Origin of the sequence: Hymenobacter piscis (assembly GCF_018760735.1) — a bacterium.
Lineage (GTDB): Bacteria > Bacteroidota > Bacteroidia > Cytophagales > Hymenobacteraceae > Hymenobacter > Hymenobacter piscis.
The window spans coordinates 273,855-299,857 of sequence record NZ_JAHHZN010000004.1; the positions used below are offsets into that span (position 1 = coordinate 273,855).

Below are 26,003 nucleotides of genomic sequence, written 5' to 3' on the forward strand. Positions count from 1 at the left end.
CTGAATGTGGTGAATGTAAAAAATGTGCTGAATGTGGAGTAATGCCACGTTCAGCACATTTTTTACATTCACCACATCCTTCACATTTTTCACACTCATGAAAAAGTCTGAAATCCGCTTCAGCATTGCCCTCGACGACCAGAAAGTACCCGAGGCCATCAGCTGGTCGGCTACCGATGCGGGACCCGATATTCACTTTGCCAAGGCCATCAATATTGCCCTCTGGGACCGGGACGAGCGGGGCACGATGAAAATCGACCTCTGGACCAAGGATATGCCCGTCGACGAGATGAAGCACTTCTACGTGGATACCATCGGGGCCATGGCCGAAAGCGTGCTCACCGCCACCAACGACTCCGTGATGGCCACCAAGATGCGCGACCTGTGCCGTCAGCTCATGGACCACATTGAGGAGGAGCAGCGCAAGCAGAAGTAACCGGCCCCTACTACCAAACAACGGAAAGCCCCGCCAGCAACGTGCTGGCGGGGCTTTCGGCCTATAGCGGTACCTAGCTTACTTGGTCGTCGTTGTCGTGGTTGGGCGGGCAGGCCCGATGGTGGCCCCCTTGCTGCTGACCGGTGCCGGGCTTTGCACCGACTTCACGAAGGCGTCGTTGGTGGCCTGGGTGGTATAGTTCATGCTAAAGCTGTTGTAGGTACCCCGCGAGCCGTAATACGTGCTGTACTGGTCGGTGCTGAGCACGTCTTCCAACTCTTTGTCGCGCTCCCGGCAAACGGCGTCGCACTGCTCCTTGATGAGGCCGGGATTACCGGCGTTCTTCTGGTTGATAGCCACAATTTTGGCCTGCTTGGCCTCATTGATAGCCTGCAGACGCGTTTTCTGGTACCCGTTCAGGTGCAGGTCGCGGGTCATCTGGTAGGAAAGCTCCTGCGCACGTTTCTGGGCGGGCGTGAGTTGGCCGGTGACTTTGGTTTCGTCTTTGGGCACTACCAGCGGGCCACGTTGCTGGGCATACGTTGCCAGGGACGTGAGCAGAAGAGCGGTAACTATGGCAAGTTGCTTTTTCATCGGGGAAAGGATAGCGTGAACGGATGGAATTCGCACGGAACCAACTGCTTTCGGTGAAAATGAAAACCGGCTGGTACCCTTCCCTAACGAAAAATTGTGCCAGTGAGTTTGCGCGGGAGCCGGAGTTGCGCCCGCTACCCCCTTAAGGCACCTGCTGCCGGCCCTAGAACGTGTTCTTCCACATCATCGATTCCACCGGCTTTACGGTGCGCTCGTTGTACTTGGCGTTGGGCTTGCGGTTGTAGAAATTCTCCACCTCGCCTTCTACCGTGAAGTAAATAAGCTGGCCCACGGGCATGCCGTGGTAGATGCGCACGGGCATGGACACGCTGATTTCCAGCGTCCAGGTGTTGCAGAAACCGATGTCGCCCTTGCCGGCGGTGGCGTGAATATCAATGCCCAGGCGGCCGACGCTGCTCTTGCCCTCCAGGAAGGGCACGTGGGCGTGGGTTTCGGTGTATTCCTCCGTAACGCCCAGGTAGAGCGTGCCGGGCTGCAGCACGAAGCCCTCCTCCGGGATTTCGAACACGTCGATTTGGTTGTGCTTGCGGGCATCCAGCACGGCGTCGCGGTAGGTGGCCAGGTAGCGACCCAGGTGCACGTCGTAGGAGTTGGTGCCGAGGCAGCCTCGCTCGTAGGGCTCAATGACGATGGTGCCCCGCTCAATTTCGGAGAGAATCTGCTGGTCGGAAAGAATCATCTTTTCAATTAAAAATTAAGAGTTAAAAATTAAAAATGAATGGAAAAAAGAGCCGAATCCTACCTCGAAAATGGATGGACAAGCAATTTTTAATTCTTCACTTTTAATTTTTAATTAGTTGTCCTCCTCCTCGTAGCGGTCCTCGGGGAGGGCGGGGGAACGGCGGCGCGGGGTCCGGACCTGGGGCTCCGACTCCTCGGGCAGGGCCTCCTCAAGGCGGCTGCGCAGGGCCGGGAGCACGCTTACGGTCAGGTAGAGCACTAGCAGGAAGGAGCCGCTGGCGAGCATCAGCGAGAGGTAATCCATCCAGTCGTGGCGCGGGGCCACGTCGAGGGGGCGGGGGCCGGCGTAGGAGGTCGTTAGGGCGGCTTCGGGCTGGGGCTGCGGATCTTCGGCCACGGTGGCGGGCGCGTCGAGGGCGGGCGTAGGGCCGTCGGCGGGGGGCACGGCGGCGCCGTCGGCGGCTATTTCCTCGGGGGCCGGGTCCTGGGAGGCGTTGAACTGGGCCGCGCCCTGCTTGATGATGCGCTGCAGGTTGCGCACCAGCGACACGCGCTCTTCGCGGGGCAGCACCCGGATGAAGAACTCAAAGTTGCGGTCTACCAAAATGCTGTTGAGCTGCTTCTCGAACTCCATCAGGTCGGTACGACCCTTGCCGAACTGACCCTTAAACCGCTCCGAAACGCCGTTGTAGTTGCGGAAGAGCTTCTTGAGGTCGTCGCGGCCAAAAAAGGTATCGAACTCGCGGCGGGCCTTGGCCGTGCGCAGGCCGGCCGGAAACTTGGCCCGGGTAAACGACTTGTCGTAGACCGTTTCCATGGTCCGGTAGTTGAGCTCGTCCACGGTCCGGTCGAAGAGGCGCTTGTTGGCGGCGGCCGGGTCGCCCGACTGGGCCACCAGCAGAGCGGGCAGAGCAAGCCACAGCAACAGAAAAAGCGGCAGCAGCGGGCGGAATCGGGGCATGAACACGCGGTTAGTTGCCGCAAAGGTCGGGGATTTGCGAATGTGAAAATGTGGAAATGTGAAAAATGTGCGAATTGCTTCATCCGAGAGACAACTCGTTCCGTGCCCCTGCAAGCTCATCGGAGCAACCAAATAGCAGATAGCGGTTCTAGAGGATGTACCGCTATAAAATGGCACGTCCACATTCTGCACATTTCTCACATTGCCCACATTGAACTACAGCCCGTGGGCTTCCCGCATCGACTCGCGGCAGGCGGTCAGGTACACGTCCACCAGCTCGTCGGTGATGGCCGTGCTCACGAACAGGGCTTCGTAGAGGGCCGGCGCGAGGTAGATGCCACGGTGCAGCATGGCCCGGAAGTAGCGTCCGAAGGCCTCCGTATCGGAGGTTTTGGCCTCGTCGAGGTTTGTGACGGGCTGATCGGTGAAGAAAACGCTGAACATCGAGCCCACCCGGTTCACGGTGTAGTTCAGGCCCAGCTCCCGGCAAATCTGGCGGGTGCCGTCGGCGAGGCGGGCTGTGATGCGGTCCAGCTCGGTGTAGAGCTCGGGGTGCTGTTGCAGGTAGGTGAGCTGGGCGATGCCGGCGGCGGTGGCAATGGGGTTGCCCGAGAGCGTACCCGCCTGATAGACCTTGCCGGCCGGGGCCACGTTGTCCATGATGTCCTGGCGGCCGCCGTAAGCGCCCACCGGCATGCCGCCCCCGATGATTTTGCCCAGCGTGGTGAGGTCGGGCGTGACGCCGTAGAGCTCCTGAGCGCCGCCCCGGGCCAGGCGGAAACCGGTCATCACCTCATCAAAAATGAGCACGATGCCGTGGCGGGTGCACAGCTCGCGCAGGCCCTGGAGGTAGCCTGCGGCCGGCTCCACGAGGCCCATGTTGCCTACCACCGGCTCCAGAATCAGGGCGGCCACCTGGCCTTCGTTGGCCAGAATGAGCTGTTCGGCGGCGGCCAGGTCGTTGTAGGGGGCCGTGAGCGTGTCCTGGGCCACGCCCTGGGTTACGCCGGGCGAGTCGGGCGCGCCCAGGGTAAGAGCCCCCGAGCCGGCCGCAATCAGGAAGGAGTCACCGTGGCCGTGGTAGCAGCCCTCGAATTTGATGATTTTGTCGCGGCCGGTGTAGCCGCGGGCCACCCGGATGGCCGACATGGTGGCCTCGGTGCCCGAGTTCACCAGGCGTACTTTCTCAATGCTGGGCACCATCTGCTTGATGAGCTCGGCCATTTCCACCTCCCGGCGGGTGGGGGCCCCGAAGGAGAGGGAGTGCTCGGCGGCAGCCCGCACGGCCTCCACCACCATAGCCGGGGCGTGGCCCAGAATCATCGGCCCCCAGGAGTTAATGAAGTCCAGGTACTGGTTGCCGTCCACGTCGGTGAGCCAGGCGCCCTGGGCCGACTGCATAAACACCGGGTGGCCGCCCACGGCCCGGAAGGCGCGCACCGGCGAGTTTACGCCGCCCGGAATGTGATGCTGGGCGCGGGTGAAAAGGGTATCGGAAGTAGCCAGGTGGAGGGTAGGGGTAGAGGCGGGGGAAGCGGACATGTCTTTTTTTTAATGTGCGGAATGTGCGAAATGAGAATAATGTGCGGAATGGAATTTATGGAGGGCAATATGTAGCTGCTGAACGTCGTGAGGAAGTCTGACCGGAAGCCATTTTCACATTAACCACATTTCTCACATTCCGCACATTAAGTAACTACCGGAAGCCTACCGGGTTCAGCACTTCTATTTCGAGGCGTTCGAGCTTGGTAATGGGCACGTACTGGTTGTCGTGGGCGCCATTGGGGTAGCCGATGCCCTGGAACACGGCTCCGGAAACCGGGCCCCCGTTGGCCAGCGGCTGCTGGAAGGCCGGACCGTACTGGTGGAGCTGGTTGCCGAAGTAGTAGAGCAGCTCGAAGCCGGTGTAGGCAAATACCGAAGGCGGCAGGTTCTGCTGCTGCAGGTAGAGCTGGCGCACCCGCCGCACGCCCGGGTTGGTGCGGTCCAGGTACTTGGGGTGCACGAAGTAGACGTCGCGGGAATCGAGCTGATCCAGGGAGAGACGGTTGTTGTTGAGCCAGGAGGCGTACGTGAGCAGGGGCGGCTTGGCGTTCTGCACCCGCAGGGCCGAGAGCGTATACACGCCGGCCTTGGGGTTGTCGGACGCCACCACCAGGTGGCCAATGGTCTTCAGGTCAACGCCCGCGAAACCGGCGGCCAAGGACGTTTCGTCGTCGGAGTTGAGGCGGCGCAGCTGGAGCACTTTGCCGCCCAGGGCCTCGTAGGCCTGCTGGTAGGCCAGGCCGAAGGATTCCTCGTCTTTAGTGTCTTCGTAGAGCACCACGGCCGTGCGGGGGCCGCCCAGGCGGGTGTAGGCAAACTGGGCCGCCTGCCGGGCCTGGGTAGCGGTGCTGGGCTCGAACAGGTAGTGCCAGGCATTATCGAGCACCAGCTCCCCGTCCTGGGACAGGGGGTTCACCACGGCAATCTGCTTCTGCTGGGCGTAGCGGGCCAGCAGCCGGGAGCCTGATTTATACACCGGCCCGATGAGCAGGTCCATGCCGGCCAGCTCGGGCTGGGCCAGCAGCTGCTTGAGCTGAAGCGTATCGGCCCCGGTATCGTAGGCGAAGAGCTGCACCGGGTGACCTTCGCGCTGCAACGAGTCCTGGGCCAGGCGCAGGCCGGCGTAGAGGTCGGTGACGAACTGGTTTTTGCGGCGCTTTTCCCAGCTGGGGTCGTTAAACTCGAAGGGCAGCAGCACCCCGATGTTGTAAGTGCTTTTCCTGACGGCGTTGGGCCGGGGCGTATAAGCGGCGCGAGGTAGCTGAAACTGACTGATAAGCTGGTCGAGCTGAGCTTTGTCGGCCGGCGTGTACCAGCCCCCGTTTACCAGCTTGTCGGCGTAGGCGCGAGCCAGGGCCGCATCCTGGGGGTGGGCCGCCAGCAGACTCTGGAAGGTGGATTTGTCTTTGACGCGGGGCAGGTACACGGCTTCCATGTTGGCCCGCTCCGTGGCCAGGGTGCCGGCCGGCAGCTGGCCCAGCACGCGCAGAGCATTCTCGAAGTCGTTCTGCTCGAAGGAAATCTGCCCCTGCAGAAAGAGGGCTTCGGGCACACCGCCCCAGCTGGCGTAGCGGTTGCGCAGCAGATTGAGCATCTGCTCGGCCTCGGCCCACTTCCTGGCCCGACTGGCGGCCACGGCGTAGAGGTAGGCCGCTTCCGGGGCCCGCTCGAATTTGGCGGTGGGGTTGGTCAGGGGCTCCAGCTCCTGCAGGGCCAGCTCGTAGCGGCCCTGTTCCACCAGAATCTTCCCGTTTTTATAGCGCAGGTTCTGATCGGGCGAGCCCAGACCGGCGGGCAGGGGCGGGCCGGCCGGCGCGGGTTTGGCCGTGGGTTTGGCCACGGGCTTGGGGGCCAGGGGGCCAGGGGTCTTAGCCGGCGGTTGCGTGGCCGCCGGGCCGGCGGGTTTGGGGGCTGGCTTTTGCTGAGCCCGCAGGGGCGGGGCAAAGGCCACGCCGGCGCACAGCAAAACAGTAGGCAAAAGAGCAGATAACCTCATAAACCGAGGAGCCAGGGGAAAAGGCGGGAGGAACCGCGAAGCCGCAACCAGCGCGGCCCGCGGGGCAAAGGTACGCAGTAGCGGGCTCAGTAGCGGGCGGGCAGCCCACGCCGCGAGGCCGGCCCCGGCGGCTGGCTCCGGTAGTTTTTAATACCGAATTAAGCCGGCTTTAATCTGATCTTAAGATGGAAGACCGGGCATCGGCGTACCTTTGCCCTGCCAAAAACCGGCCTGTAACATCTCCGGGTACCTCCGGGACGGGCGGCTTACTTTTTTCTGGTTTTTTTTCTGGACTCCCGCTTTATGGCTTCTTCCTCCCCGGCTTCGCTTACCCCGGGCCAGCGCTTTTGGAAACTGGTGGCATTGGAACGCCGCGACATCACCTACCTCTACGTGTACGCCTCCCTGACGGGGCTCATCAGCCTGACCCTGCCGCTGGGCGTGCAGTCGGTGATTGGCTTTGTGAGCAGCGGCAGCCTGAGCACCTCGCTGGTAGTGCTGATTGGCTTTATCGTTTTCGGCACCTTTGCCGTGGGGGCCCTGCAGGTGATGCAGCTCTACCTGGTCGAGTTTATTCAGCAGCGCCTGTTTGCCCGCGTAAGCTTCGATTTCGCCCAGCGCGTGCCCCGGGTACGCACCGAAGACCTCGGGGGCGAGTACCTGCCCGAGATTGTCAACCGCCTGCTCGATACGCCCACCCTGCAAAAGGGCCTTTCCACCTTGCTCATTGAGTTTTCGGCGGCCGCTTTGCAGATCCTGTTCGGCCTGATTCTGCTCTCCTTCTACCATCCCGTCTTCATTGCCTTCGGCCTGCTGCTGTTGGGCGTACTGGCCCTGCTGATCCGCTTTACCGGCAACGATGGGCTGGAAACGAGTCTGGCGGAGTCGAAGTACAAATACCGGGTACTGGCCTGGCTCGAAGACGTGGCCCGCTCGGTGCACTCCTTCCGGCACGCCCCCCGCCAGCAAATCGTGCTCAAGCGCACCGATTACCTGGTCGACGGCTACCTGACGGCCCGGCAAAGTCACTTTAAGGTGCTGCTGACCCAGTACTGGGGTTTTGTAGCTTTCAAAACCCTCGTGACCGGCGTGCTGCTCGGCCTTGGGTGCTGGCTGCTGATCAGCAAGCAAATCAACATCGGGCAGTTTGTGGCCGCCGAAATCGTGATTATCCTCACCATTTCCGCCATTGAGAAAGTGCTGCTCAAGCTCGACGTGGTGTACGACGCGCTGACTTCGCTCGATAAAATCGGGCACGTGCTCGACCTGCCCCAGCTCGCGGCCCACACCGGCACCCACGATCTGCCCCTGGCCACCACCCGCACCGGCCTTCACGCCGAGCTGCACGATGTGCGCTACCAGTACCCCGGCAACGTCCGGCCCACGCTGGCCGGTGTGGCGCTCACCCTGGAGCCGGGCCTGCGCCTGGGCCTGGCCGGCACCGACGGTGCCGGCAAAAGCACCCTGCTCAACGTGATGGCCGGCGTGCTCAGTGGCTACACCGGCGTGGTGGCCTACGACCACCTGCCCCTGCACGACCTCTCGCCGACGGCCCTGAGCCGGGCCCTGGGCGACACGATGTCGCACCGACATTTGATCGAAGGTACGCTGCTGCAGAACCTGACCCTGGACCAGCCGGGCATCAGTGCCGACGACGTGGCCTGGGCCCTGGACCTGGTGAATATGCGCGACGAGCTTTATGCCCTGCCCGAAGGGTTGAACACGCCCGTCGGGGCCGGCTCCCGCTTCTCCGACAGCAGCCGCGAAAAGCTGCTGCTGGCCCGGGTGCTGGTGGCCCGGCCCCGCCTGCTGCTGCTCGATAATCCGCTGCTGAGCGTGGGGCTGGCCGAGCGCCGCCGGATTCTGGAGCGCCTGCTGGCACCGGAGCAATCCTGGACTCTTTTGCTGGCCACCCACGAACCGGAGCTACTGCAGCAATGTTCTCGCATTGCCGTGCTTCAACAGGGCCAGATCATGGCCCAGGGCGACTTCGACGCGGTGGCTTCTTACCTGTAAATGCGTTGTATGCCGGCCGCGGCGGCCCTGTTTCAGCGGGCCGCTGTTCCGGCGGCGCCCTTGTTCCTCCCTTCCGTTTTCTCTCAATTCTACTGCGCATGCCTTTTGCTGAACACCATTCGGAAGCCATAGCTCCCGCGGAGAACTTCCGTTCGCTTGCCCGGGTGCAGACGCCTGAGGTGGGCCGGACGCTGGCCCGCTGGCTGGGCGGGCTCGGGTTGTTGCTGCTGCTAGCCGGCTTCCTGCCCTGGACCCAGAACATCCGCTCCAACGGGCAGCTGACTACCCTGCGCCCCCAGGACCGCCCCCAGACCGTGCCCAGCACCATCGGCGGGCGGGTGGCGCGCTGGCACGTGCGCGAGGGCCAGCGCGTGCGCAAGGGCGACACGCTGCTCACCATCACGGAAATCAAGGAAAAGTACTTCGACCCCGAGCTGCTGGCCCGCACCCGTGAGCAGCTCGAAGCCAAAATTGCGGCTCTGGAAGAAAACCGGGGCAAAACGGCCGCCCTCGGCGACCAGCAGGATGCCCTGCGCAGCGGCTTGGCCGTGAGCCTGGACAAGGCCCGTAACAAAGTCAGCCAGGCCCGCCTGAAAGTCAACTCCGATGAGGCCGACCTGCGGGCCGCCGAAAACGACATTGCCATTGCCACCCGCCAGCTGGCACGCCAGGAAGAGCTCTACAAGCAGGGCCTCAAGAGCCTGACCGAACTGGAGCAGCGCCGCCTCAAGTTCCAGGAAAGCACGGCCAAGCGCCAGGGCGTGGAAAACAAGCTGGGCGTTTCGCGCCAGGAGCTGGTTAATGCCCAGCTGGAGCTGTCCTCGCTGCAGGCCGAGTACCAGGACAAACTGGCCAAGTCGGAGTCGGACCGCCGCTCGGCCGTGGCCTACCAGTTCGATTCGGAGGGCCAGATTGCCAAGCTGCGCAACGAGCTGGCCAACCTCAGCATCCGGGCCGGCTATTACCACATTCAGGCCCCCCAGGACGGCTACGTGGTGCGCGCCCTCAAGGAAGGCTTGGGCGAAATCGTGAAGGAAGGCGAGGACGTGGTGACGGTGATGCCCATCTCGCCCGAGCTGGCCGCCGAGCTTTACGTGCAGCCCATGGATATTCCGCTGCTGAGCGTGGGCCGCAAGGTGCGCCTGCAGTTTGATGGCTGGCCGGCGCTGGTGTTCACCGGCTGGCCCGGCACCAGCTTCGGTACGTTCGGGGGGCGGGTAGCCGTTATCGACAACATCGACTCCCAGGGCCAGTACCGTATCCTCGTTACGCCCGACCCCGACCTGGAACCCTGGCCCGCTCCCCTGCGCGTGGGCTCCGGCGTCTACGGCTGGGCCCTGCTCGACGACGTGCCCATCTGGTACGAGCTCTGGCGCCAGCTCAACGGCTTCCCGCCTGATTTTGTGGGCCGGCCGAGCGATGCCAAGGCCAAGGGTGGCAAAATCGAGAAAAAGGCCGACAAGCCGGCCGAGGAGTACTAGCCACCAGGTGGTTGCCGGGCCTTATGCATGGCGCTGGTTTGCGCTCGTTGACGCGCCCGACGGCCACCTGACCTTGATCCGTTCCCTTGCCCCGGGTCGCCGCCCGGTGGCAGGTACTACCGCTGAACGCACGCCTTCATGTCCTCTCGCTTTCTTCTTCTGATCCTGACCTGGCTGACGGCCACTCCGGCCCTGGTGGCCCAGGTGTCGCGGGTGCCGCAGTTGCCGGCCGTGCCCTCGCCGGCCGATTCGGGCCGGGTATTTTCGCTGACGGATATGCTCACCTACGTGGCCCTGCGCCACCCGGTGGCCCGGCAGGCGGGCCTGTTGCCCGAGCGCGCCTTCCAGGAGGTGCGCTACGCCCGCGGCCTGTTCGACCCCACCGCTACCAGCAAGTACTACGGCAAGACGTTCAAGGACCAGGAATACTTCCACGACTGGGACACCCAGCTGCGGGTACCGCTCTGGTTCGGAGCCGACATCAAGGCCGGCTACGAGCGGGGCACGGGCACCTACGTAAACCCCGAGAATTTCACCTCCCCGGCCGGTCTGAGCTACCTGGGCCTGTCGGTGCCCCTGGCCCAGGGCCTGCTCATTGACGAGCGCCGGGCGGCCGTGCGCGAGGCCCAGGCCCTGCAGGGCCTGGCCGAAGCGGAACGCCGCGGGGCCCTCAACAAACTGCTGCTGCAGGCGGCCAAGGACTACTGGACCTGGAGCCTGGACTACCGGGAGCTGGAGCTGCGCCGCCAGAATGTGCGCCTCGGCGACGAGCGGTTTCAGGCCGTGCGCCAGCGCGTTATCTTCGGCGACCTGGCCGCCATCGACTCGGTGGAGGCCCTGGGCGAGTTGCAGAAGCGCGCCGCCGAGCTGCGTCAGGCGCAGGTGGAGTTTCGCAATTCCAGCCTGCTGCTGAGCACTTACCTTTGGAACGAGCAGCAGCAGCCCCTCGACCTGCCCGAGGACACCCGTCCTCAGCGCCTGCCTGGCCCTACGGCCTGGCGCAGTCTGCCTGCTGACTCGGTAGCCGAGCTGACCGACCTGGCTCAGCGCCTGCACCCGGAACTGCAGAAAAGCCGGGCCAAGCTCAACCAGCTCACGGTGGAAAACCGGCTGCTGCGCAACAAGCTGCTGCCCAAGCTCACGCTCGACTACAACCTGCTCCAAGCCGGCCAGCCCTTCAACCCCGAAAAAGCCGCCAGCCTGAGCAGCTCCTACCTGGCCAACAACTACAAGCTGGGGGTAAGTTTTGCCTACCCGCTGCTGCTGCGGCAGGAACGGGCCAAGCTCCAGATCAACCGCGTAAAGCAGCAAACCACCGTGCTGGATTTGCAGCAGGACGCGCGCGATATTGAGGCTGGCGTGCTGACGGCGGCCAACAACTGGGAAGCTCTGCGCGAGCAGCTGATTCTGCAGGAACAGGTGGTGGAAAACGCGCTGCGCCTGCGCAACGGGGAGCAGACCCGGTTTGAAAACGGCGAGAGTTCCGTGTTCCTGGTCAACTCCCGCGAGTCCAAGCTGCTGGAGGCCCGCCAGAAACTGGCCGAGCTGCAGGCCAAGTACGCCCAGACCCAGGCTACGCTGCGCTGGGCCGCCGGCGGGGTAGAGGAGCTCCAGACCAGCCCCTAGCGCCCCGTACCGGCCGCGCTCCTGACCACGTGCCCGGGACTGAAACCGGCCCGGGCGCGTGGTCAGGAGCGCGGAAATTTTCCGTACTTGGGGCTATGCCAATGTCCGTTGCTACATTATCCTTGCTGCAGCTGCGGCAGCGCCTGCATCTGCTGCTGGTGCTGGGTGCTTCGCTGGCTTTGAGCGTGGTCCTGGTGGCCTTCCGGGTATTCCTGACTCACCAGGTCACCTTCGTTTTCCTGCTCTGGAACCTGCTGCTGGCCCTGATTCCGTTCGGGCTGAGCACCATGCTGGGCCTGAGCGCCGGGCGGCTCCGGGCCCGGGTGCTGCTGCCGGTCGGCGCGGCCTGGCTGCTGTTCTTCCCCAACGCGCCCTACCTCCTCACCGACCTCTTCCACCTCGAACCCCGCGCCGGCGTGCCCTACTGGTACGACTTGGCCCTGCTGCTGAGCAGCGCCTGGAACGGGCTGATGCTGGCCTACGCCTCCCTCACCGACATGCAGCAGCTCGTCACCCGCCGCCTGGGCTGGTGGTCGGGTTGGGCGTTTGCCACGGCGGCCCTGCTGCTGAGCAGCTTCGGGGTTTACCTGGGCCGCTACCTGCGCTTCAACAGCTGGGACGTGCTCACCAACCCGCTGGCCCTCTTCTACGACATCGTCCACCGCCTGCTGCACCCCACGGCCTACTCCGGCACCTGGGGCATCACGCTGCTCTACGGCGCCTTCCTGCTGCTGGGCTACGCCACCGTGCGCCTGCTGGGGCGGATGGGAGAGGAGAACCTGGCGAATAGCTATTAGCTGCGGGCTGTCAGCTTGCGGCTGGCTTTTAACTGCCAACGCGTAGCTTGCGGCTATTCGCTGGCAGTTAAAAGCGAACAGCCAAAAAATGCTCCACCTCACGCCTCCCGACGAAAATGCCCCCGCCATGCGCTGGGCGCAACTGCTCAGCCGCCGCCGCTACCCCGAGCAGCCCCAGCTCCACGTGGTGACCGATGCCCCGCCCGTGCGCGGGGCCTTCGTGGCCGACTACGACCGGGTGGTGTTCAGCTCGGCCTTCCGGCGGTTGCAGCGCAAAACCCAGGTCATGCCCCTGCCCGAAACCGATTTCGTGCACACCCGCCTGACCCACTCGCTCGAAACGGCCTGCGTGGGCCGCTCCCTGGGCCGGCTCGGGGGGCGGCTGCTGCTCGAAGAAACCGAGGGCTTGGCCGCCGAGCTGCCCCACCTCGACGCCGATTTCGGCGACATCGTGGCTGCCGCCTGCCTGGCTCACGACATTGGCAACCCACCCTTCGGGCACTCCGGCGAGGATGCCATTTCGGCCTACTTCCGCTCGCCCGCCGCCGAGCCCTTCGTGCGCATGCTCAACGCCGCCCAGCGCGCCGATCTGCAGCAGTTCGAGGGCAACGCGGCCGGTTTCCGGGTGCTCACCCATACCTACGCGGCCCACAGCAGCGGCTCGGCCGGCCTGGGCCTGACCTACGCCACCCTGGGCGCCTTCAGCAAGTACCCGCGCCCCTCGGTGGTGGCCGATAGCGGCCTGACCGAGGGCACCAGCGAGAAAAAGCACGGCTACTTCCAGACCGAGGCCGCGCGGTTTCAGGACGTGGCCCGGGAGCTGGGCCTGCTGCCCAAGCCGGCCGACGGGGGCGAAACGGACGGCTTCTACCACCGTCACCCCCTGGCCTTTCTGGTGGAAGCGGCCGACGACATCTGCTACCGCATCATCGACTTTGAGGACGGCCTGCGCCTGGGCCTGATTCCGTGCCAGCCGGGTCTGGCCCTGCTGCGCGACATGCTCGGCGACGCGCCCGGCCGCCGGGGCTCGGTGGAGTGGCGCGACTGGCGTGAGGAACTGGGCTACCTGCGCGCCCGCCTCATCAACCACCTCGTGCAGCAAACTGCCCGCCGCTTCGCCGACCGCGCCCCCGAGCTGCTGCGCGGCCACTTCGATGCGCCCCTGGTCCAGCTGCTCGACTGCCGGGAGCAGCTCGAGGAAGTGCACCGCCTCACCGTGGAGCACCTGTACCAGAGCCGGCCGGTGCTCGAAATTGAGGCCGCCGGCTTCGAGGTGCTGGCCGGCCTGCTCGGGGCCTTCCTGCACGCTACTTTCGACCCCCAGGCCAGCCCCCGCTCGCGCAAGCTGCTGCAGCTGCTGCCCGAGCAGTTTCGGGCTGCCGGCGCGCAGGCGCAGGCTTCGGCCTATGAGCAGATCATCCTGCTCACTGACTACATCGGCGGCCTCACCGACCAGAACGCGCTCAGCCTGTTCCGCACCATCCACGGCATCGACCTGCCCAGGGGCTTCTGAGCACGAGTGGGCCGGGTTGCGGGGCTTGGTTTGCGGCCTGCCGGGTCGCGGCCCTGCGCAGCACCGGCCGGGGCAGCTGCCGGCTTCACGGAGAGCCACCGCCTGTCCGTCGAGTGAGGCCGATTGGTGCCGCCCCCGGGCTTGCCGTAGCGGCAGGCGGCAGCGTATCTTGGGGCAGAATTTATGCGCACGACTTTTCAGGCCCCACGCTTAAGCTGGCGGTTGGTTTTCTCTTTCTGGGCAATGCTGTGGCTGCTGGCCACATCCAACCCCGCCGCGGCCACGGCCCCCGCCGATAGTGCGCGGGTGAACCGGCTGAACGCGGAGGCGTTCGAGCTGCGCGGCTCCAATCCGCGCCTGTCGCGCCAGCGTTTCGAGCAGGCTGCGGCCCTGGCTACGCGGGGGCGCTACGCCCGGGGGCAGGCGCAGGCCTGGCTGGGGCTGGGATTCTACCACCGCAAGCGCAACGAATACGGCCCTGCCCTGGCCTTCACCCGCCGGGCCGAGCCAATTTTTCAGCGCCTGCGCGACGTGCCCAACCAGATTGCGGTGGTGTATAACCTGGGCTACGTCTATTTCGGGCAGGGCAACTACGCCCGGGCCCTGGCCAGCGGGCAAACAGGGCTACTGAAGGCCGAGGTGCTGCAGGATGCCAAATGGCTGGTGCTGATGAGCGCCCAGTTGGGCTTTATCAGCACCCAGCTGGGCGAGTACGAGCAGGCCCGCCGCTACCTGGAGCGCAGCCAGCGCCTGGCCCGGCAGGCTGGCGACCAGGGCGGCGTGTCGCAGAGTCTGCGCGGCCTTGGCGACCTGTACCGGGCCCAGGGCAACTGGGCTGCCGCCCGCCGCTACTACGAGCAGGATGCCGCTTTGGCCCGCCGCTTAGGCGACCGGCCGGGCCAGCTGGTGGAAGAGCTCAACATCGCCGATATGAGTGAGCGGCAGGGCCGCTACGCCGAAGCGCTGCGCTACGGTCGCCAGGTGCGCGCCCGCCTCCGTCGCCTCGATGTGGTCGGCTACCTGCCCTGGGTGGAGCTGGTGCTGGCCCGTGCCCAGCTCCATACCGGCCGCGCCGACAGCGCCCTCTACTACGGCCGGCCCAGCCTGACGGCCAGCCAGCGCAGCGGGGTAAAGGAAAACATCCGCGATGTGAGCCAGGTGCTGGCCGAGGCCAGTGCCCGGCAGGGCCGTTTTGCCGACGCGTACCGCTACCACCGGCTCTTCGCCGCGTACCGCGACACGCTCAGCAGTCGGGACCTGATCCGGCGCACCGCCGCCCTGCAGTACAGCTACGAGCTGGCCCGGCGCCAGGCCCGTATCGGGGAGCTTACCCGCCGGGCCGCCCTGAGCCGGCAGCAGGTGGCCCAGCAGCGTCGGCTGCTGGGCGTGTCGTTGGTGGGGCTGTTGCTGGTCACGGCGCTGAGTGTGGTGCTGTGGCGCAGTAACCACCAGAAAAACCGGGCCTACGGGTTGCTGGCCCGTCAGCAGGCGCAGTTGGTGGCTACGCAGCAACAACTGGTGGCGGCCGAGAAGTGGGCCTTCGTGGGAGAAGTTTCGGCGGGCATTGCCCACGAACTGCAGAACCCACTCCACTTTATGAACCGGCTGGCCGCCGTCAGCAACACGCTGCTGGCCCAGGAGCCGGCCGGGGCGGTGGCCGATGAGCTGGGCCAGGAAATACTGGGCGGGCTGCGCCAGAATCTGCACGAAATCAGTCAGCACGGCCAGCGGGCTTCGTCCATTATCAGCAGCATGCTCACCCACGCCCGGGTGGGAGCTACCCCGCTGGCGCCTACTCCCCTGAACCAGGTGGTTGCGGCCCAGCTGGCCCTGGCCTACGAGGCCCGTCCTGCGCCGCTGGCGCTGCTCCCGCCGGATGCGCTTCAAACGGAGCTGGACCCCGCCGTGGGACTGGTTCCGCTGGCGGCGGATATGGAGCGGGTGCTGCTGAACCTGTTTACCAACGCCCTGCACGCCCTCACTACCCGGGGCCAGCAGGCTCCGGCGGCTTACGCGCCCGTGTTGCGGGTAAGTACCCACCGGACCGGCCGCCGGGTGCAGGTACGCATCCACGACAACGGTACCGGTATGGCGGCGGCCGTGCGGGCGCGCGTCTTTGAGCCTTTTTTCACTACCAAAGCCATGGGCGAGGGTACCGGCCTGGGCCTGTCCCTGGCCCACGACATCGTGACCAAAGGCCACGGCGGAACGCTCACGGTCACGTCGCGCGAAGGCCACTACACGGAGTTTCTGCTGACCCTCAACGGCTAGTCGCTCACTGCCACAGCACCGTGTCGGGGGGCTGCTGGCGGAGCAGGTGGCGGTATTTTTCCCGCAGCCGGTCCTGCTGCTGGCGCTGCTGCTGCTTCTTGAAAAAGCTGACTTTGTAGCGGCGGCTGCCGGGCGGGCGGTGCAGGTGCAGGTAGATGAGGCCCCGGCTGCGACGCTGGGTGGCCTCGCCGCTTTTAATGCGCGCAATCCGCTTGCGGTTGTTGCCAAACAGCGTCTGGAGCGGACTCAGGCCCACGTACAGGTCGGCCTGGCCGTTGAGGTGGTACTCGCCCGTTACCTGCATATCGGTGAGGTTGCTGCTCAGGTTGAGGCCCGGAATCAGCAGGCGGCCCTGCTCCAGCAGAAAACGGGACTGCACCGGCTCGAAATACAGGTGGCTGGTGCGGCGGGGGCTGAGCAGGTGCAGGGCCTGCACGAGGGCGTCCACTTCGATCAGCTCCAGGTGCTGGAGGTTGGTGCGGGCAAAGGCGCGGGTGCGGTTCAGGCGGGGCAGAAAGGTGTGGTCGAGGTCGGTTTGCACATCGGCTTCGGCGTTCATTTGACCCCGCACGTTGTCGGGCCCCAGGGCGTCGAGGCCCAGCGGGGCGGCCAGGGCAAAAAGCTGGGGCAGCTGCACGTTGCGAAGCCGGAGCTGGGCGCGCAGGGGATGATGGTGGGCGCCGGAATCCGTTTGCAGAACGCCCTGCAGCTGCAACTGCCCCCCGAAGGCCTGCAAAGAGCACTCCTGCACGCGGGCCCGGCCGGCTTCCAGCGTGCTGCGCAGCTCAAAATCCTGGCCCTGGAGCACGCCGTAGCGCACCCGCGCGGCTACCACGTGCACCCGGCCCGTAACGGTCCCGTCCAGGAACGGGGAAGTGCCGCCTGCGGAGCGTGCGGCGGGGCGGGCCTGGGCAGGAGTAGGGTCGGGAGTGGTGTTGAGGGCCGCCAGCAGCTGCAGCAGCTGCTGCACATCGAGCATGCCGTAGCGCAGTTCCACCATGGCCTGGGCCCGGGCCAAGTGAATGCCGGCCAACGTGGCGCTGGCACTGATGCGGCCCCTGCCGTCGGGACCGGTCCGGAACGTGAGGGCCGGAATGTCGAAGTGGGAGCCGTTCTTGTCGATGTAAAGCTCCACGTTGCGCAGGCGGTTGGTGCCGGGCAGGATAAACTGGTCGATGGTGGCCGTCACGCGGCCGTTGGCGGAAAGCAGAATTTCGCGCAGGGTGGGGTCGGTGGCTTTTTTGCCGGTAGCCCGGCGCGGGGGATGCGTCACGCGGGCCAGGAGCTGGCGGTAGCGCAGGATGGGGAAGTGGGCGGCCAGTTCCAGCAGCACGGGCTGGGGGTTGAGCGTATCGGTAGCCCAGCCGGCCAGGCCGCTCAGCTGCCCGCCCCATACCCGGGCCCGCAGGTTGCGCAACTGCACGTGGCGGCCGTCGTGGCGGATACTGGCGGCCAGGGCCCGTAAGGTATCGGCGGCCACAACCAGCCGGCCGCATTCCAGGTCAATATCGAGGTGCAGGCCTGGGGGGAGCAGGTTCATCATGTCGGCCACCTGCATGGATCTGCTATCCGCGTTGCGGGCCGGGCGCTGGCGGGCGGCGGGCCGGGGTGCCCGGCTGGGGGCGGCCAGCAGACGGCGCAACTCGGGCAGTTGCAGTTCATCCACGGCAAAGCGGCCCGTAACGGCGGTGGTAGGGTGTTGGCCGCTCACGTAGGCCAGCAGGTGGGTGGTGGTGGCGTTGGCCTTTATCTGCATGCCATTGAGCTGTCCCGCCAGGTTTTCGAGCCGCCACACGCTGTCGAGCAGCCGCACGCGCACGTTCAGGGCCCGCATCCGGGCCTGGCGGCTCGGGATATCGAAGGCCGCGTGCTCCAGCCGCACCGTGCCGCGGGCGGCAAGGGGGGGCAGCAGCGTGTCGGGTCGCTGCGTCAGGCGGGTGGCCCGGTCCGGAATATCGGGCAGGGCGCCATGGAAGCGCAAATCAAGCGAAACCTGCCCGGCGCGGGCCCGCCACAGATCAGGAACGACTACGGAGGCCACCGTTTGCAGCTCAGTACGCCCCACAACGTGCCCGTTCAGGTGAGGGCTGGTGAAGTTGCGCACCGTCAGGCGGGCATCGAGCTGGCCGGCGCTGGAATACAGCCGACACTCCTCGAAGGCCAGCATGGTGGACTGGGAGTTGTGGGCGGGGCCGTTGTCGTACACGCCGCGGGCGTCCCAGCGCCGGATGCGCCGCAGGGAGTCGGCCCAGCGCACCTGGGCATTGCGCAGGGCGAAGCGCAGCACCATGCGCGGGCGGGTGGTGGGGCCGCTCACGCCCCGGATGGTGTAGTGGATGTGGGCGTGGCTGGAACTGTGGGCCCCGCGCAGAAACCGCTCCAGGCTGGGTGGCAGGGCCACGCGCAGCACTTCCAGCAGGGGCTGGTTACCCCGGAAGGCCAGGTTGAGGTGGGTGCCGCGGGTTTCCCCCGGGCCGGCGCCCCGGTGGGTGCCGTTGATGCGCACGGTGTCGCCGTTGAGGGTGGCGCTGGTACGCAGAAACGTGCCCTGCCGCTCCCGGAAGTTGTAGCGGTAGCGTATTGCGGCCACAATGGGCTCTTGCTCGAAGAGGTTGCCCCGGCTGGTGCGCAGGTAGTCCAGCCGGCCCTGCAACCGGCCCCGCACCTGGGCCTGCCCGTTGCGGACGCGCACCACCAGGCCGCCCGTGGCTACCCGGGCGGCAAAGCCGCTGTTGTGCAGCTCGTTGCGGTCCGATACGCGCAGATTCCGGATCAGCAGGGAGTCGAGGTCGAAATCAGGCGGGCCGCTGGGATGGTCCTGGCGCGGCCCCCGGCCCCGCAGGCCCCAGTCGTGGCCCTGGGCATCGGTCAGCTGGCGGAATTCGGCGTCCTGCAGCGTCAGGCGCTTAGCCCGGAACTGGCCCCGCAACAGGGGGCGCAGCTCCAGCCGCAGGTCGGCCCGACCCACGCGCAGCACATCTACGGAGCGCTGAAAGGCCGTGTCGGTGAGCAGCACGTGGTGAACCGAGGCCGTGAGGTAGGGGAAGTCGCGCCAGAGCGAAAAGTCGATTTCCAGCGGCCCCAGAACCAAGTCGGAGCGTTGGGCCATCCGCTCCCGGATCAGCCGTTCCAGCTGCTGACGGCCCCAGTCGGAACCCAGCAGCCAGAGCGCGCCGCCCGCCACCAGCACCAGTCCCAGCAGGCCGCCAGCCAGGATGCGCAGGAGGGTGGAACGTTTCATAAAGGCGGTGGCAGGCGGGTAAGGTGGGCAGAAGAGTATGCGGAACTGTACGCAAAATAGTCCGCCAACGCTGCCCGGCAACGCCCGGGCCGCCAAAACTTCGCCCCCTGGCCCCGGGCTTAGTAGTCTACCCGGCCGGTGTGGGCCTGCCAGGCCCGGAACCCGGCCAGGGCTTCTTCGCGCAGAAACTCACGCATGGGCAACTGGCGCGACGCCAGCGGCTTTTCCAGCTCTTCGTAAATAAACTGGTCATCGAAGCCAATAGCGGCCGCGTCCTGCTTGGTGTTGCCGTAGAATACGCGCCGGGGACGGGCCCAGTAAATAGCTCCCAGGCACATGGGGCAGGGCTCGCAGCTGGTGTAAAGGTCGCAGTCGTCGAGCTGGAAAGTGCCCAGCACCGTGCAGGCCTTGCGGATGGCGTCTACCTCGGCGTGGCAGGTGGGGTCGTTGGTGCTGGTAACCTGGTTGAAGCCGCGGGCAATGATTTCGCCGTTCTTCACCACCACGGCCCCGAACGGTCCGCCGTGGCCGGCCTGCATTTTTTCAACGGACAGGCGAATTGCTTCGCGCATGAAATCGGGGTTGGGAGCTTCCATAAATCAACGTGTAAGGGACGCGCGGTATTACCGCGCCGGCCCGGCTAAACAGCAAAAGTACGCGTACGGAAGCGGAAAGCGGGCCAGGCGACGGAAGGAACGTCTAACTCACTGGGAGTCAGTTGAGCGGGAGTCCCGGCAATGGCGCGCAGCTGCTTCCGCCACTGGGCCGGCTCGCCGGGTCCTTTGCCGCTGACGATTCCGACTGACCCCAACTGTTACTGGCTCCGCCTGGAATTTTGCCGGAAGCCCCACTGCTTGGAATGTTACTTTTCTTTGACTCTAATCCGCTGCGAATCAGGCGGGAGTAAGGGAAGTAAAAATATTTTATCGGCGGTCTGCAACTCTTCAGCGGTTAACCCGCCTCTTGTTCGTGTAGACACTTGAAGTTATTCCGCCGGACTTTATTGGCAACCACGATTCGCGCTTTTGGCCTGATAGTTGCTAATGTGAATTCGAAAGAATAGTTTTTTAGGTGTTTTGGTTGTGGAAAAGGGGCGGCTCATTGAGTCGCCTTTTTTTATGGCTGAAAGTTAGGCAGTTGCAGTTTTTTTTGGGCCTCAAAATATTCTGAATTACCCGGATTTTCCGTTGCCGAGAGGATAAGTCCGCACCGGGCACTCAAGTCTGAGCACGGCCCTCACCAGCAGGCCGCCGCCGTTATATCACAATGCGCAGTTCGAAATCGGTGGCGGGAGCGGGGAGCTGGAAGGCGCCCACCCGGCTGGGGCCGTAGCCCAGGTTGAGTTTGATCCATTCGTCGCGCACGGGCAGCAGCTGCAGAATTTCCTGACGGAGGTGCGTGAGCTCGTCGCGCAGGTTCTGGAGGCGGTTGGCGGCCTCGGCGGTTTGCTGGGGGTAGCTGCCGGCGGCCGAACGCTGCTCAAAAACGACGGGGGCCGGTTCAGCGGGTTGCGCAAGCGTGGTGGCCTGAATTTCGGCCTGAGCCAGATCTTTTTCCAGCTGCAGATAGGCCGTCACCTTATCTTCGAGGGGTTTGAGTTCAGGGGCGAGGTAATCGAGGTTGCTGGCCATGGGGCACGGGGAAGGTGAAAGGAGGGAAGATGGAGGTCAGAACGCAGAAAAGGCCCTCAGGGATGCAAGCCGGCGGTGGTGGATTCGGATTTGGGGCGGTTGCGCTGGCATTTTTGGCCGCAGTACTTCACTTCGTCCCAGCAGTTGCGCCACTTCTTACGGTACTCAAACGGGCGCCCGCAGGTGAGGCAGATTTTGGTGGGCAGCTGGCCTTTTACGAGGCGGGAGGGAACGGGCACGGCAGAAAAAGTAAGGAAGACAAAACTACCACCGCGACCGGTTGGGCGGCGGGCCGCCACCCGGGGTGGTAGGCTGTCTGCTTACTGATTCCCGCGGGCTTTGGTTAGGCGCGTATCTTTGCGGCATGTCAACCCCCGTTTCTTCCGCGCCCGATGCTCTGGGCCAGGCCTTGCTGGCGTATCAGCAGGGCCATTTGAGCGCTACGCTGGCCGTGCACAGCTCCGTGGCCGATGAGGAGGTGCTGCCGGCCGCCTATTTTTTTCGCTCCCTCTGGGAAATGCCCGAAATGGAACGCACCGCCCTGGAAGAATGCCGGGGCCGGGTGCTCGATCTGGGCGCCGGGGCCGGCTGCCACGCCCTGGAGCTGCAGCAGCGGGGCTTCACGGTGAAGGCCGTGGATATTTCGCCGGGGGCCGTGGCCGTGATGCAGGAGCGCGGCGTGGGCGAAGTAGCCTGCCACGACCTCTTCGACCCGGCCCTGGCCCAGGGCGAGAAGTTTGATACCCTGCTCATGCTCATGAACGGCATCGGCCTCACGGGCACCCTGGAAGGGCTGGAGCGCTTCCTGGAGCACGCCAAAACCCTGCTCCACCCCGGCGGCCAGATTCTGGCCACATCGTCGGATATCAGCTACCTCTACGAGGACGAGGACGGGGCCCTGGTATTCGACCTCAACGGGCCCTACTACGGCCAGGTCACGTATTCCATGCAGTACGCCCATCAGACCGGCGCCGAGTTCCACTGGCTGTTCGCCGACCCCTCCCTGCTCCAGGACTACGCCCAAGCCGCCGGCTATGAAGTCGAGTTCCTGGAAGAAGACGACCAGCAGCAATACCTGGTACGCCTTACTTTAGTTTAGCTGATGGCTATTGGCTTTTTGACCGGCTTTTCTGCGTTTTAATGCAACCCTTCCCCACTTCTACCATACACGCTAACAGCTAACAGCTAACAGCTAACAGCTAACAGCTAACAGCTAACAGCTAACAGCTAACAGCTAACAGCTAACAGCTAACAGCTAACAGCTAACAGCTAACAGCTAACAGCTAACAGAAAAAAATATGTCTGTTTTTGAAAGAACGTACACGGTGCGCTGGGCCGATATGGACCCCAACGGCCACATGCGCCACTCCGCCTACGCCGATTACGCTGCTCAACACCGCATCGAGTACCTGTCGGCCCATGGTTTTACGCTGCCGTACTTTGCCAAGGCCGGCCTCGGCCCCATTCTGTTCCGTGAGGATACGCGCTTTCTCAAGGAGCTGCACATCAACGAGCAGCTGCGCGTCACGGGCGAGCTTGCGGGCCTGAGCGCCGACGGCTCCCGCTGGAACATTGTGCACACCCTCTACAAGCCCGATGGTCGTTCTGCCGCCACCGTCACCGTGGAAGGCGCCTGGCTCGACCTGCGCGCCCGCAAACTCACCGTGCCCCCCGCCGACATCACCACCCTCATGAGCCAACTGCCCCGCCACGCTTCTTATCAGGACATTGTGCGCGGCGGCAGTGGTGAATAAGTGACTCGGTAAATGAGAGAAAAAGAACGTGTCATCCTGAGCGGAGCGAAGGACCCTATCACGCTAAAACGATTCGTTGTTGCGGTCGTTCAGGTGTGATAGGGTCCTTCGCTCCGCTCAGGATGACACGTTCTTTTCTCTCATTTACCGAGTCACTCCTTTACTTACTGACCACTTTGGCGATGCGCTCGACCTGCTTTTGGTGGTGCAGCACGTGGTCGACCATAAAATCGAGGGTCTGGTGGATGGTGAGCATGCCGGAGCGCGGGTGCTTGAAGATGGCGCGGTTGAGCAGGTTGGCCGGATACTCGTTGAGCAGGCGTTCCAGGCGGCGGCGGGTGGCTTCCCACTCGGCGCGCAGCTCCGGCAGCGGGGGCAGGGTGGCGGGCGTGAGCTCCTGCAGATACTTCGGGGCCTTGAAGCGGGTGAAGGGCAGCCGCAGGGCCAGCCGCAGCAGCCGCGACTTCAGAAAGGCCTTGAAGCCGGATTTGTGCAGCCCCTCGGCCTGCAGCAGCTTCTTTTCCATGTACTGCCCGATGCCCGTTTCCGACACCAACAGGTGCTGCACTACCTGGGCCGCCGACCACTGCGCCGGACCCGGTGTCTGGGTAGCCCGGTCGCCGAGGGCTTCCACGGTGTCGAGCAGGCGGGTAGTGGAGCGTTCGAGCTGTTCCAGACGAAGATGCAGGCGATGATTCATGGGGGAAGGATGGCGGAAGATGGTAGCTTTGGGGAAAAGGTACGCAAAATCCGGCCTTGAGGTCCCGTTCTCCCGCTTTCCTTCGCCCATCCCTGATGTCCGATTCCGCTATACATCCCTTCCGGCCCTACCAGCGCCCCGACGTATCGGAGGCGGAGCTGCTACGCCGCAGTAAAGCCTATTACCAGCACCTGGAGCAGCGCCGCTCGGTGCGCGAGTTCTCCGACCGGCCCGTACCCCGGGCCGTTATTGAAAACCTGCTGCGGGCGGCCGGCACCGCGCCCAGCGGAGCCCACAAGCAGCCCTGGACGTTTTGTGCCGTGCAGAACCCCACTCTCAAACACCAGATCCGCCTGGCCGCCGAACAGGAAGAAGCTGAAAGCTACGGCCACCGCATGCCGCCCGAGTGGCTCGAAGACCTGGCCCCGCTCGGCACCGACTGGCAGAAACCCTTCCTGGAAACGGCGCCCTGGCTGATTGTGGTGTTCCGCCGCATCTACGAAGACCGGCCCGACGGCGGCCAGCGCAATAACTACTACGTGAACGAATCGGTGGGCCTGGCAGCGGGCTTCCTGCTGACGGCCATTCACGAGGCGGGCCTGGTGGCCCTCACGCACACGCCCAGCCCCATGAACTTCCTGACCAAGCTTCTCCACCGTCCCAAAAACGAGCGGCCCTTCCTGCTCATCCCCGTCGGCTACCCCGCCCCGGATGCCCAGGTCCCCGACATTCAGCGCAAGCCCCTGGAGGACATCAGCGTTTTTTATTAAATCACCGGTGGTACAGATGAAATTGATGGCGCAGATTCGTGCTGCCAAGTGTTTGAAAGCAATGATTTCACACCAACAAAAAAGCCCGCTCGAAGCGGGCTTTTTTGGTTGACTACACAGATCCTAGCGTAGCTGCGTTATCCTTTTCATCTGCAACAGCTGTGATCAACCCTTCACGTACAACACCTCCTTCACGGCCTTCACGGTACGCTCCACGTTGGGCAGGGAGGCTTCGATGAGGGTGGGGGCGTAGGGCAGGGGCACGTCCATGCAGGTAATGCGCAGCACGGGGGCATCGAGGTAGTCGAAGGCGCGGCGCTGCACCATGTAGGCCAGCTCGGAACTGATGCTGGCCAGGGGCCAGGCTTCCTCTACTACCACCATGCGGTTGGTTTTCTTCACCGATTCCACCAACGTGTCGTAGTCGATGGGGCGCACGGAGCGCAGGTCGATTACTTCGGCTTTGATGCCTTCCTTGGCCAGCTCGTCGGCGGCGGCCAGGGCCACTTTCATCATCTTGCCGAAGCTCACGATAGTCACGCTCTCGCCCTCGCGCACCACGTTGGCCTTGCCAATCGGAATGAGGTACTCTTCCTCGGGCACTTCGCCTTTGTCGCCGTACATGAGCTCCGACTCCATGAAAATCACCGGATCGGCGTCGCGGATGGCGGATTTGAGCAGGCCTTTGGCGTCGTAGGGGGTGGAGGGCACCACCACTTTCAGACCGGGGCAGTTGGCGTACCAGTTCTCGAAGTTCTGGGAGTGCTGGCTCGAAAGCATGCCGGCGTTGCCGGTAGGGCCGCGGAACACGATGGGACAGGAATACTGCCCGCCCGACATGGAGTAGATTTTGGCGGCCGAGTTAATCACCTGGTCGATGGCCACCAACGAGAAGTTGAAGGTCATGAACTCGATGATGGGCAGCAGGCCGTTGATGGCCGCGCCCACCCCGATGCCGGCAAAGCCCAGCTCGGCAATGGGCGTATCAATCACGCGCTCCGGCCCGAATTCATCGAGCATGCCCTGGCTTACTTTGTAGGCGCCGTTGTACTCGGCCACTTCTTCGCCCATCAGAAACACGCGCCCGTCGCGGCGCATTTCTTCAGACATGGCTTCACGCAGGGCTTCCCGGAATTGGATGGTCCGCATAATTGGTAGAAAAGTCGAAAGGTTCAATTCAGAAAAAAGCCGGACAAATCCGGCCCGTAAAGCTACAACGACTAGCCGGGACCGGCAAATGGTGAGATGCGGCGGTGGTGAAATGGGAAACCTGCCCGTGTGGATGAGCTTGCGCCTTGTCTATATAGCCGCTATTGATGGGGCAGTGTGAGATTGATACCCGTATCATTGCCCAATGAATATGTCAGTCAAAGAAGCTTACGCCGCATTTCTGGTCCTGCTCTTTTTGTGTAGCAATTGCACACAGGATCGGCAACGTGCTCCTAAACCGGAAGGGGAGGCATTTACTCCCTACACTCTTGAGCTAATAACACTGTTGATTCCTTCATCATGGCAGAAGAAGGATTATGAACCAAATTCAGAGAGTGTAGAGGAACCATATGTCTTTATGGCCCCCAAACATCAGCAGGATAGTCTTCTCGGTGATGCGGTTATGGTTGTCATCAAGAAAAAAGAGAAGAAGCCTGACTTCAGGCGCTTGAAAGAGAATTTCGTTAAAAGCATCGAGGTAGATGGGCAAAACCGAGTGAGGATGCTTTCCTATCAGGATTCAGTTCTCGCAGACATGAGCTTTGTACTAATCGATTATGATAATACAATCCCAGCACTAAATCTTAACCAGGTATGTACCTATGCTTGCTACCATAAGAAAGGTGCGTTCATAACAATTGTAGGGGTAGCTCGAAGAGGGTCGACACAGGAAAATCGGAAGAAGCGTGTGCTATTTCGAAAAATAATCCATTCAATAAAGTGGATCAGCGAATAGTATACTGCCGCTGGAAAGCAAGTA

At 63.8% G+C, this 26,003-nt stretch carries 22 protein-coding genes; 11 read left to right on the forward strand and 11 right to left on the reverse strand.

What is annotated here, in order from left to right; genetic code table 11:
* The first annotated feature begins 97 nt into the window (after positions 1 to 97).
* Positions 98 to 436, forward strand: coding sequence for a gliding motility protein GldC (gldC, locus tag KLP40_RS06735; RefSeq protein WP_215592993.1), 339 nt, complete (start codon positions 98 to 100; stop codon positions 434 to 436).
* Between the two features lie 78 nt (positions 437 to 514).
* On the opposite strand, the gene KLP40_RS06740 is transcribed toward gldC, so the two are convergent.
* The 5 genes from KLP40_RS06740 to KLP40_RS06760 all read right to left on the reverse strand — a co-directional run bounded on the left by KLP40_RS06740 (position 515) and on the right by KLP40_RS06760 (position 6,216).
* Positions 515 to 1,030 carry a hypothetical protein gene (locus KLP40_RS06740; protein ID WP_215592994.1) on the reverse strand — a complete coding sequence of 172 codons (516 nt, stop codon included), beginning with the start codon at positions 1,028 to 1,030 and terminating at the stop codon, positions 515 to 517.
* A gap of 163 nt (positions 1,031 to 1,193) precedes the next feature.
* Positions 1,194 to 1,730, reverse strand: a complete 537-nt coding sequence (dcd, locus tag KLP40_RS06745) for a dCTP deaminase (RefSeq protein WP_215592995.1) — start codon at positions 1,728 to 1,730, stop codon at positions 1,194 to 1,196.
* Positions 1,731 to 1,844: 114 nt separating this feature from the next.
* Positions 1,845 to 2,693 carry a hypothetical protein gene (locus KLP40_RS06750; RefSeq protein ID WP_215592996.1) on the reverse strand — a complete coding sequence of 283 codons (849 nt, stop codon included), beginning with the start codon at positions 2,691 to 2,693 and terminating at the stop codon, positions 1,845 to 1,847.
* 216 nt (positions 2,694 to 2,909) lie between these two features.
* A complete protein-coding gene (gene hemL / locus KLP40_RS06755; RefSeq protein WP_215592997.1) occupies positions 2,910 to 4,235 on the reverse strand; it encodes a glutamate-1-semialdehyde 2,1-aminomutase in 1,326 nt (441 codons plus the stop codon).
* A 154-nt stretch (positions 4,236 to 4,389) separates the two neighbouring features.
* The gene (locus tag KLP40_RS06760) at positions 4,390 to 6,216 is read right to left on the reverse strand and encodes an ABC transporter substrate-binding protein (protein ID WP_215592998.1); all 1,827 of its coding nucleotides are present in this window, start codon (positions 6,214 to 6,216) and stop codon (positions 4,390 to 4,392) included.
* Between the two features lie 321 nt (positions 6,217 to 6,537).
* On the opposite strand from KLP40_RS06760, the gene KLP40_RS06765 reads away from it, so the two are divergent.
* The 6 genes from KLP40_RS06765 (at position 6,538) to KLP40_RS06790 (ending at position 15,938) form a co-directional block, all read left to right on the forward strand.
* The gene (locus KLP40_RS06765; protein ID WP_215592999.1) at positions 6,538 to 8,250 is read left to right on the forward strand and encodes a peptidase domain-containing ABC transporter; all 1,713 of its coding nucleotides are present in this window, start codon (positions 6,538 to 6,540) and stop codon (positions 8,248 to 8,250) included.
* A gap of 98 nt (positions 8,251 to 8,348) precedes the next feature.
* Positions 8,349 to 9,731 (forward strand): HlyD family secretion protein, encoded by a 1,383-nt coding sequence (locus KLP40_RS06770; protein ID WP_215593000.1) that lies wholly within the window; start codon positions 8,349 to 8,351, stop codon positions 9,729 to 9,731.
* A gap of 138 nt (positions 9,732 to 9,869) precedes the next feature.
* Complete coding sequence (locus KLP40_RS06775; RefSeq protein WP_215593001.1) at positions 9,870 to 11,357, forward strand: TolC family protein; 1,488 nt, start codon at positions 9,870 to 9,872, stop codon at positions 11,355 to 11,357.
* Positions 11,358 to 11,452: 95 nt separating this feature from the next.
* The gene (locus KLP40_RS06780; protein WP_215593002.1) at positions 11,453 to 12,154 is read left to right on the forward strand and encodes a DUF1361 domain-containing protein; all 702 of its coding nucleotides are present in this window, start codon (positions 11,453 to 11,455) and stop codon (positions 12,152 to 12,154) included.
* An 88-nt stretch (positions 12,155 to 12,242) separates the two neighbouring features.
* Entirely contained in the window at positions 12,243 to 13,667 is a 1,425-nt protein-coding gene (gene dgt / locus KLP40_RS06785) for a dGTP triphosphohydrolase (RefSeq protein WP_215593003.1), read from the forward strand.
* Positions 13,668 to 13,910: 243 nt separating this feature from the next.
* Positions 13,911 to 15,938: a tetratricopeptide repeat protein gene (locus tag KLP40_RS06790; RefSeq protein WP_215593004.1), complete on the forward strand. Its 2,028-nt coding sequence runs from the start codon at positions 13,911 to 13,913 to the stop codon at positions 15,936 to 15,938.
* A 4-nt stretch (positions 15,939 to 15,942) separates the two neighbouring features.
* Here the strand turns inward: KLP40_RS06790 and KLP40_RS06795 are convergent, their stop codons facing one another.
* From KLP40_RS06795 to KLP40_RS06810, 4 genes are all read right to left on the reverse strand, one after another.
* A complete protein-coding gene (locus tag KLP40_RS06795; RefSeq protein WP_215593005.1) occupies positions 15,943 to 19,179 on the reverse strand; it encodes an AsmA-like C-terminal region-containing protein in 3,237 nt (1,078 codons plus the stop codon).
* A 119-nt stretch (positions 19,180 to 19,298) separates the two neighbouring features.
* Positions 19,299 to 19,775, reverse strand: a complete 477-nt coding sequence (locus KLP40_RS06800; RefSeq protein ID WP_215593006.1) for a nucleoside deaminase — start codon at positions 19,773 to 19,775, stop codon at positions 19,299 to 19,301.
* Between the two features lie 660 nt (positions 19,776 to 20,435).
* The gene (locus KLP40_RS06805; protein ID WP_215593007.1) at positions 20,436 to 20,810 is read right to left on the reverse strand and encodes a hypothetical protein; all 375 of its coding nucleotides are present in this window, start codon (positions 20,808 to 20,810) and stop codon (positions 20,436 to 20,438) included.
* A 56-nt stretch (positions 20,811 to 20,866) separates the two neighbouring features.
* Positions 20,867 to 21,049 carry a DUF2256 domain-containing protein gene (locus KLP40_RS06810; protein WP_215593008.1) on the reverse strand — a complete coding sequence of 61 codons (183 nt, stop codon included), beginning with the start codon at positions 21,047 to 21,049 and terminating at the stop codon, positions 20,867 to 20,869.
* 125 nt (positions 21,050 to 21,174) lie between these two features.
* Here KLP40_RS06810 and KLP40_RS06815 point away from each other — a divergent pair, with 125 nt between their 5' ends.
* Together KLP40_RS06815 and KLP40_RS06820 are read left to right on the forward strand one after the other, a co-directional pair.
* Complete coding sequence (locus tag KLP40_RS06815; protein ID WP_215593009.1) at positions 21,175 to 21,909, forward strand: class I SAM-dependent methyltransferase; 735 nt, start codon at positions 21,175 to 21,177, stop codon at positions 21,907 to 21,909.
* Positions 21,910 to 22,108: 199 nt separating this feature from the next.
* On the forward strand, positions 22,109 to 22,564 hold the full coding sequence (locus tag KLP40_RS06820; RefSeq protein ID WP_215593010.1) for an acyl-CoA thioesterase: 456 nt from the start codon (positions 22,109 to 22,111) through the stop codon (positions 22,562 to 22,564).
* Between the two features lie 160 nt (positions 22,565 to 22,724).
* Here the strand turns inward: KLP40_RS06820 and KLP40_RS06825 are convergent, their stop codons facing one another.
* Positions 22,725 to 23,264: a DinB family protein gene (locus KLP40_RS06825; protein WP_215593011.1), complete on the reverse strand. Its 540-nt coding sequence runs from the start codon at positions 23,262 to 23,264 to the stop codon at positions 22,725 to 22,727.
* A gap of 95 nt (positions 23,265 to 23,359) precedes the next feature.
* Between KLP40_RS06825 and KLP40_RS06830 the strand changes: the two genes are divergently transcribed.
* On the forward strand, positions 23,360 to 24,034 hold the full coding sequence (locus KLP40_RS06830) for a nitroreductase family protein (protein ID WP_215593012.1): 675 nt from the start codon (positions 23,360 to 23,362) through the stop codon (positions 24,032 to 24,034).
* A 165-nt stretch (positions 24,035 to 24,199) separates the two neighbouring features.
* Here KLP40_RS06830 and KLP40_RS06835 read toward each other — a convergent pair whose 3' ends face one another.
* Positions 24,200 to 25,183 (reverse strand): pyruvate dehydrogenase complex E1 component subunit beta, encoded by a 984-nt coding sequence (locus tag KLP40_RS06835; protein WP_215593013.1) that lies wholly within the window; start codon positions 25,181 to 25,183, stop codon positions 24,200 to 24,202.
* A gap of 205 nt (positions 25,184 to 25,388) precedes the next feature.
* Between KLP40_RS06835 and KLP40_RS06840 the strand changes: the two genes are divergently transcribed.
* Positions 25,389 to 25,979 carry a hypothetical protein gene (locus tag KLP40_RS06840; protein ID WP_215593014.1) on the forward strand — a complete coding sequence of 197 codons (591 nt, stop codon included), beginning with the start codon at positions 25,389 to 25,391 and terminating at the stop codon, positions 25,977 to 25,979.
* Positions 25,980 to 26,003 lie beyond the last annotated feature (24 nt).

Excerpts from the sequence above, each read along its gene's own strand:
- gldC (WP_215592993.1), top strand. The coding sequence starts at position 98 with ATGAAAAAGTCTGAAATCCGCTTCAGCATTGCCCTCGACGACCAGAAA.
- KLP40_RS06740 (WP_215592994.1), bottom strand. The coding sequence starts at position 1,030 with ATGAAAAAGCAACTTGCCATAGTTACCGCTCTTCTGCTCACGTCCCTG.
- dcd (WP_215592995.1), bottom strand. The coding sequence starts at position 1,730 with ATGATTCTTTCCGACCAGCAGATTCTCTCCGAAATTGAGCGGGGCACC.
- KLP40_RS06750 (WP_215592996.1), bottom strand. The coding sequence starts at position 2,693 with ATGCCCCGATTCCGCCCGCTGCTGCCGCTTTTTCTGTTGCTGTGGCTT.
- hemL (WP_215592997.1), bottom strand. The coding sequence starts at position 4,235 with ATGTCCGCTTCCCCCGCCTCTACCCCTACCCTCCACCTGGCTACTTCC.
- KLP40_RS06765 (WP_215592999.1), top strand. The coding sequence starts at position 6,538 with ATGGCTTCTTCCTCCCCGGCTTCGCTTACCCCGGGCCAGCGCTTTTGG.
- KLP40_RS06770 (WP_215593000.1), top strand. The coding sequence starts at position 8,349 with ATGCCTTTTGCTGAACACCATTCGGAAGCCATAGCTCCCGCGGAGAAC.
- KLP40_RS06775 (WP_215593001.1), top strand. The coding sequence starts at position 9,870 with ATGTCCTCTCGCTTTCTTCTTCTGATCCTGACCTGGCTGACGGCCACT.
- KLP40_RS06780 (WP_215593002.1), top strand. The coding sequence starts at position 11,453 with ATGCCAATGTCCGTTGCTACATTATCCTTGCTGCAGCTGCGGCAGCGC.
- dgt (WP_215593003.1), top strand. The coding sequence starts at position 12,243 with ATGCTCCACCTCACGCCTCCCGACGAAAATGCCCCCGCCATGCGCTGG.
- KLP40_RS06790 (WP_215593004.1), top strand. The coding sequence starts at position 13,911 with ATGCTGTGGCTGCTGGCCACATCCAACCCCGCCGCGGCCACGGCCCCC.
- KLP40_RS06795 (WP_215593005.1), bottom strand. The coding sequence starts at position 19,179 with ATGAAACGTTCCACCCTCCTGCGCATCCTGGCTGGCGGCCTGCTGGGA.
- KLP40_RS06800 (WP_215593006.1), bottom strand. The coding sequence starts at position 19,775 with ATGGAAGCTCCCAACCCCGATTTCATGCGCGAAGCAATTCGCCTGTCC.
- KLP40_RS06805 (WP_215593007.1), bottom strand. The coding sequence starts at position 20,810 with ATGGCCAGCAACCTCGATTACCTCGCCCCTGAACTCAAACCCCTCGAA.
- KLP40_RS06815 (WP_215593009.1), top strand. The coding sequence starts at position 21,175 with ATGTCAACCCCCGTTTCTTCCGCGCCCGATGCTCTGGGCCAGGCCTTG.
- KLP40_RS06820 (WP_215593010.1), top strand. The coding sequence starts at position 22,109 with ATGTCTGTTTTTGAAAGAACGTACACGGTGCGCTGGGCCGATATGGAC.
- KLP40_RS06825 (WP_215593011.1), bottom strand. The coding sequence starts at position 23,264 with ATGAATCATCGCCTGCATCTTCGTCTGGAACAGCTCGAACGCTCCACT.
- KLP40_RS06830 (WP_215593012.1), top strand. The coding sequence starts at position 23,360 with ATGTCCGATTCCGCTATACATCCCTTCCGGCCCTACCAGCGCCCCGAC.
- KLP40_RS06835 (WP_215593013.1), bottom strand. The coding sequence starts at position 25,183 with ATGCGGACCATCCAATTCCGGGAAGCCCTGCGTGAAGCCATGTCTGAA.
- KLP40_RS06840 (WP_215593014.1), top strand. The coding sequence starts at position 25,389 with ATGAATATGTCAGTCAAAGAAGCTTACGCCGCATTTCTGGTCCTGCTC.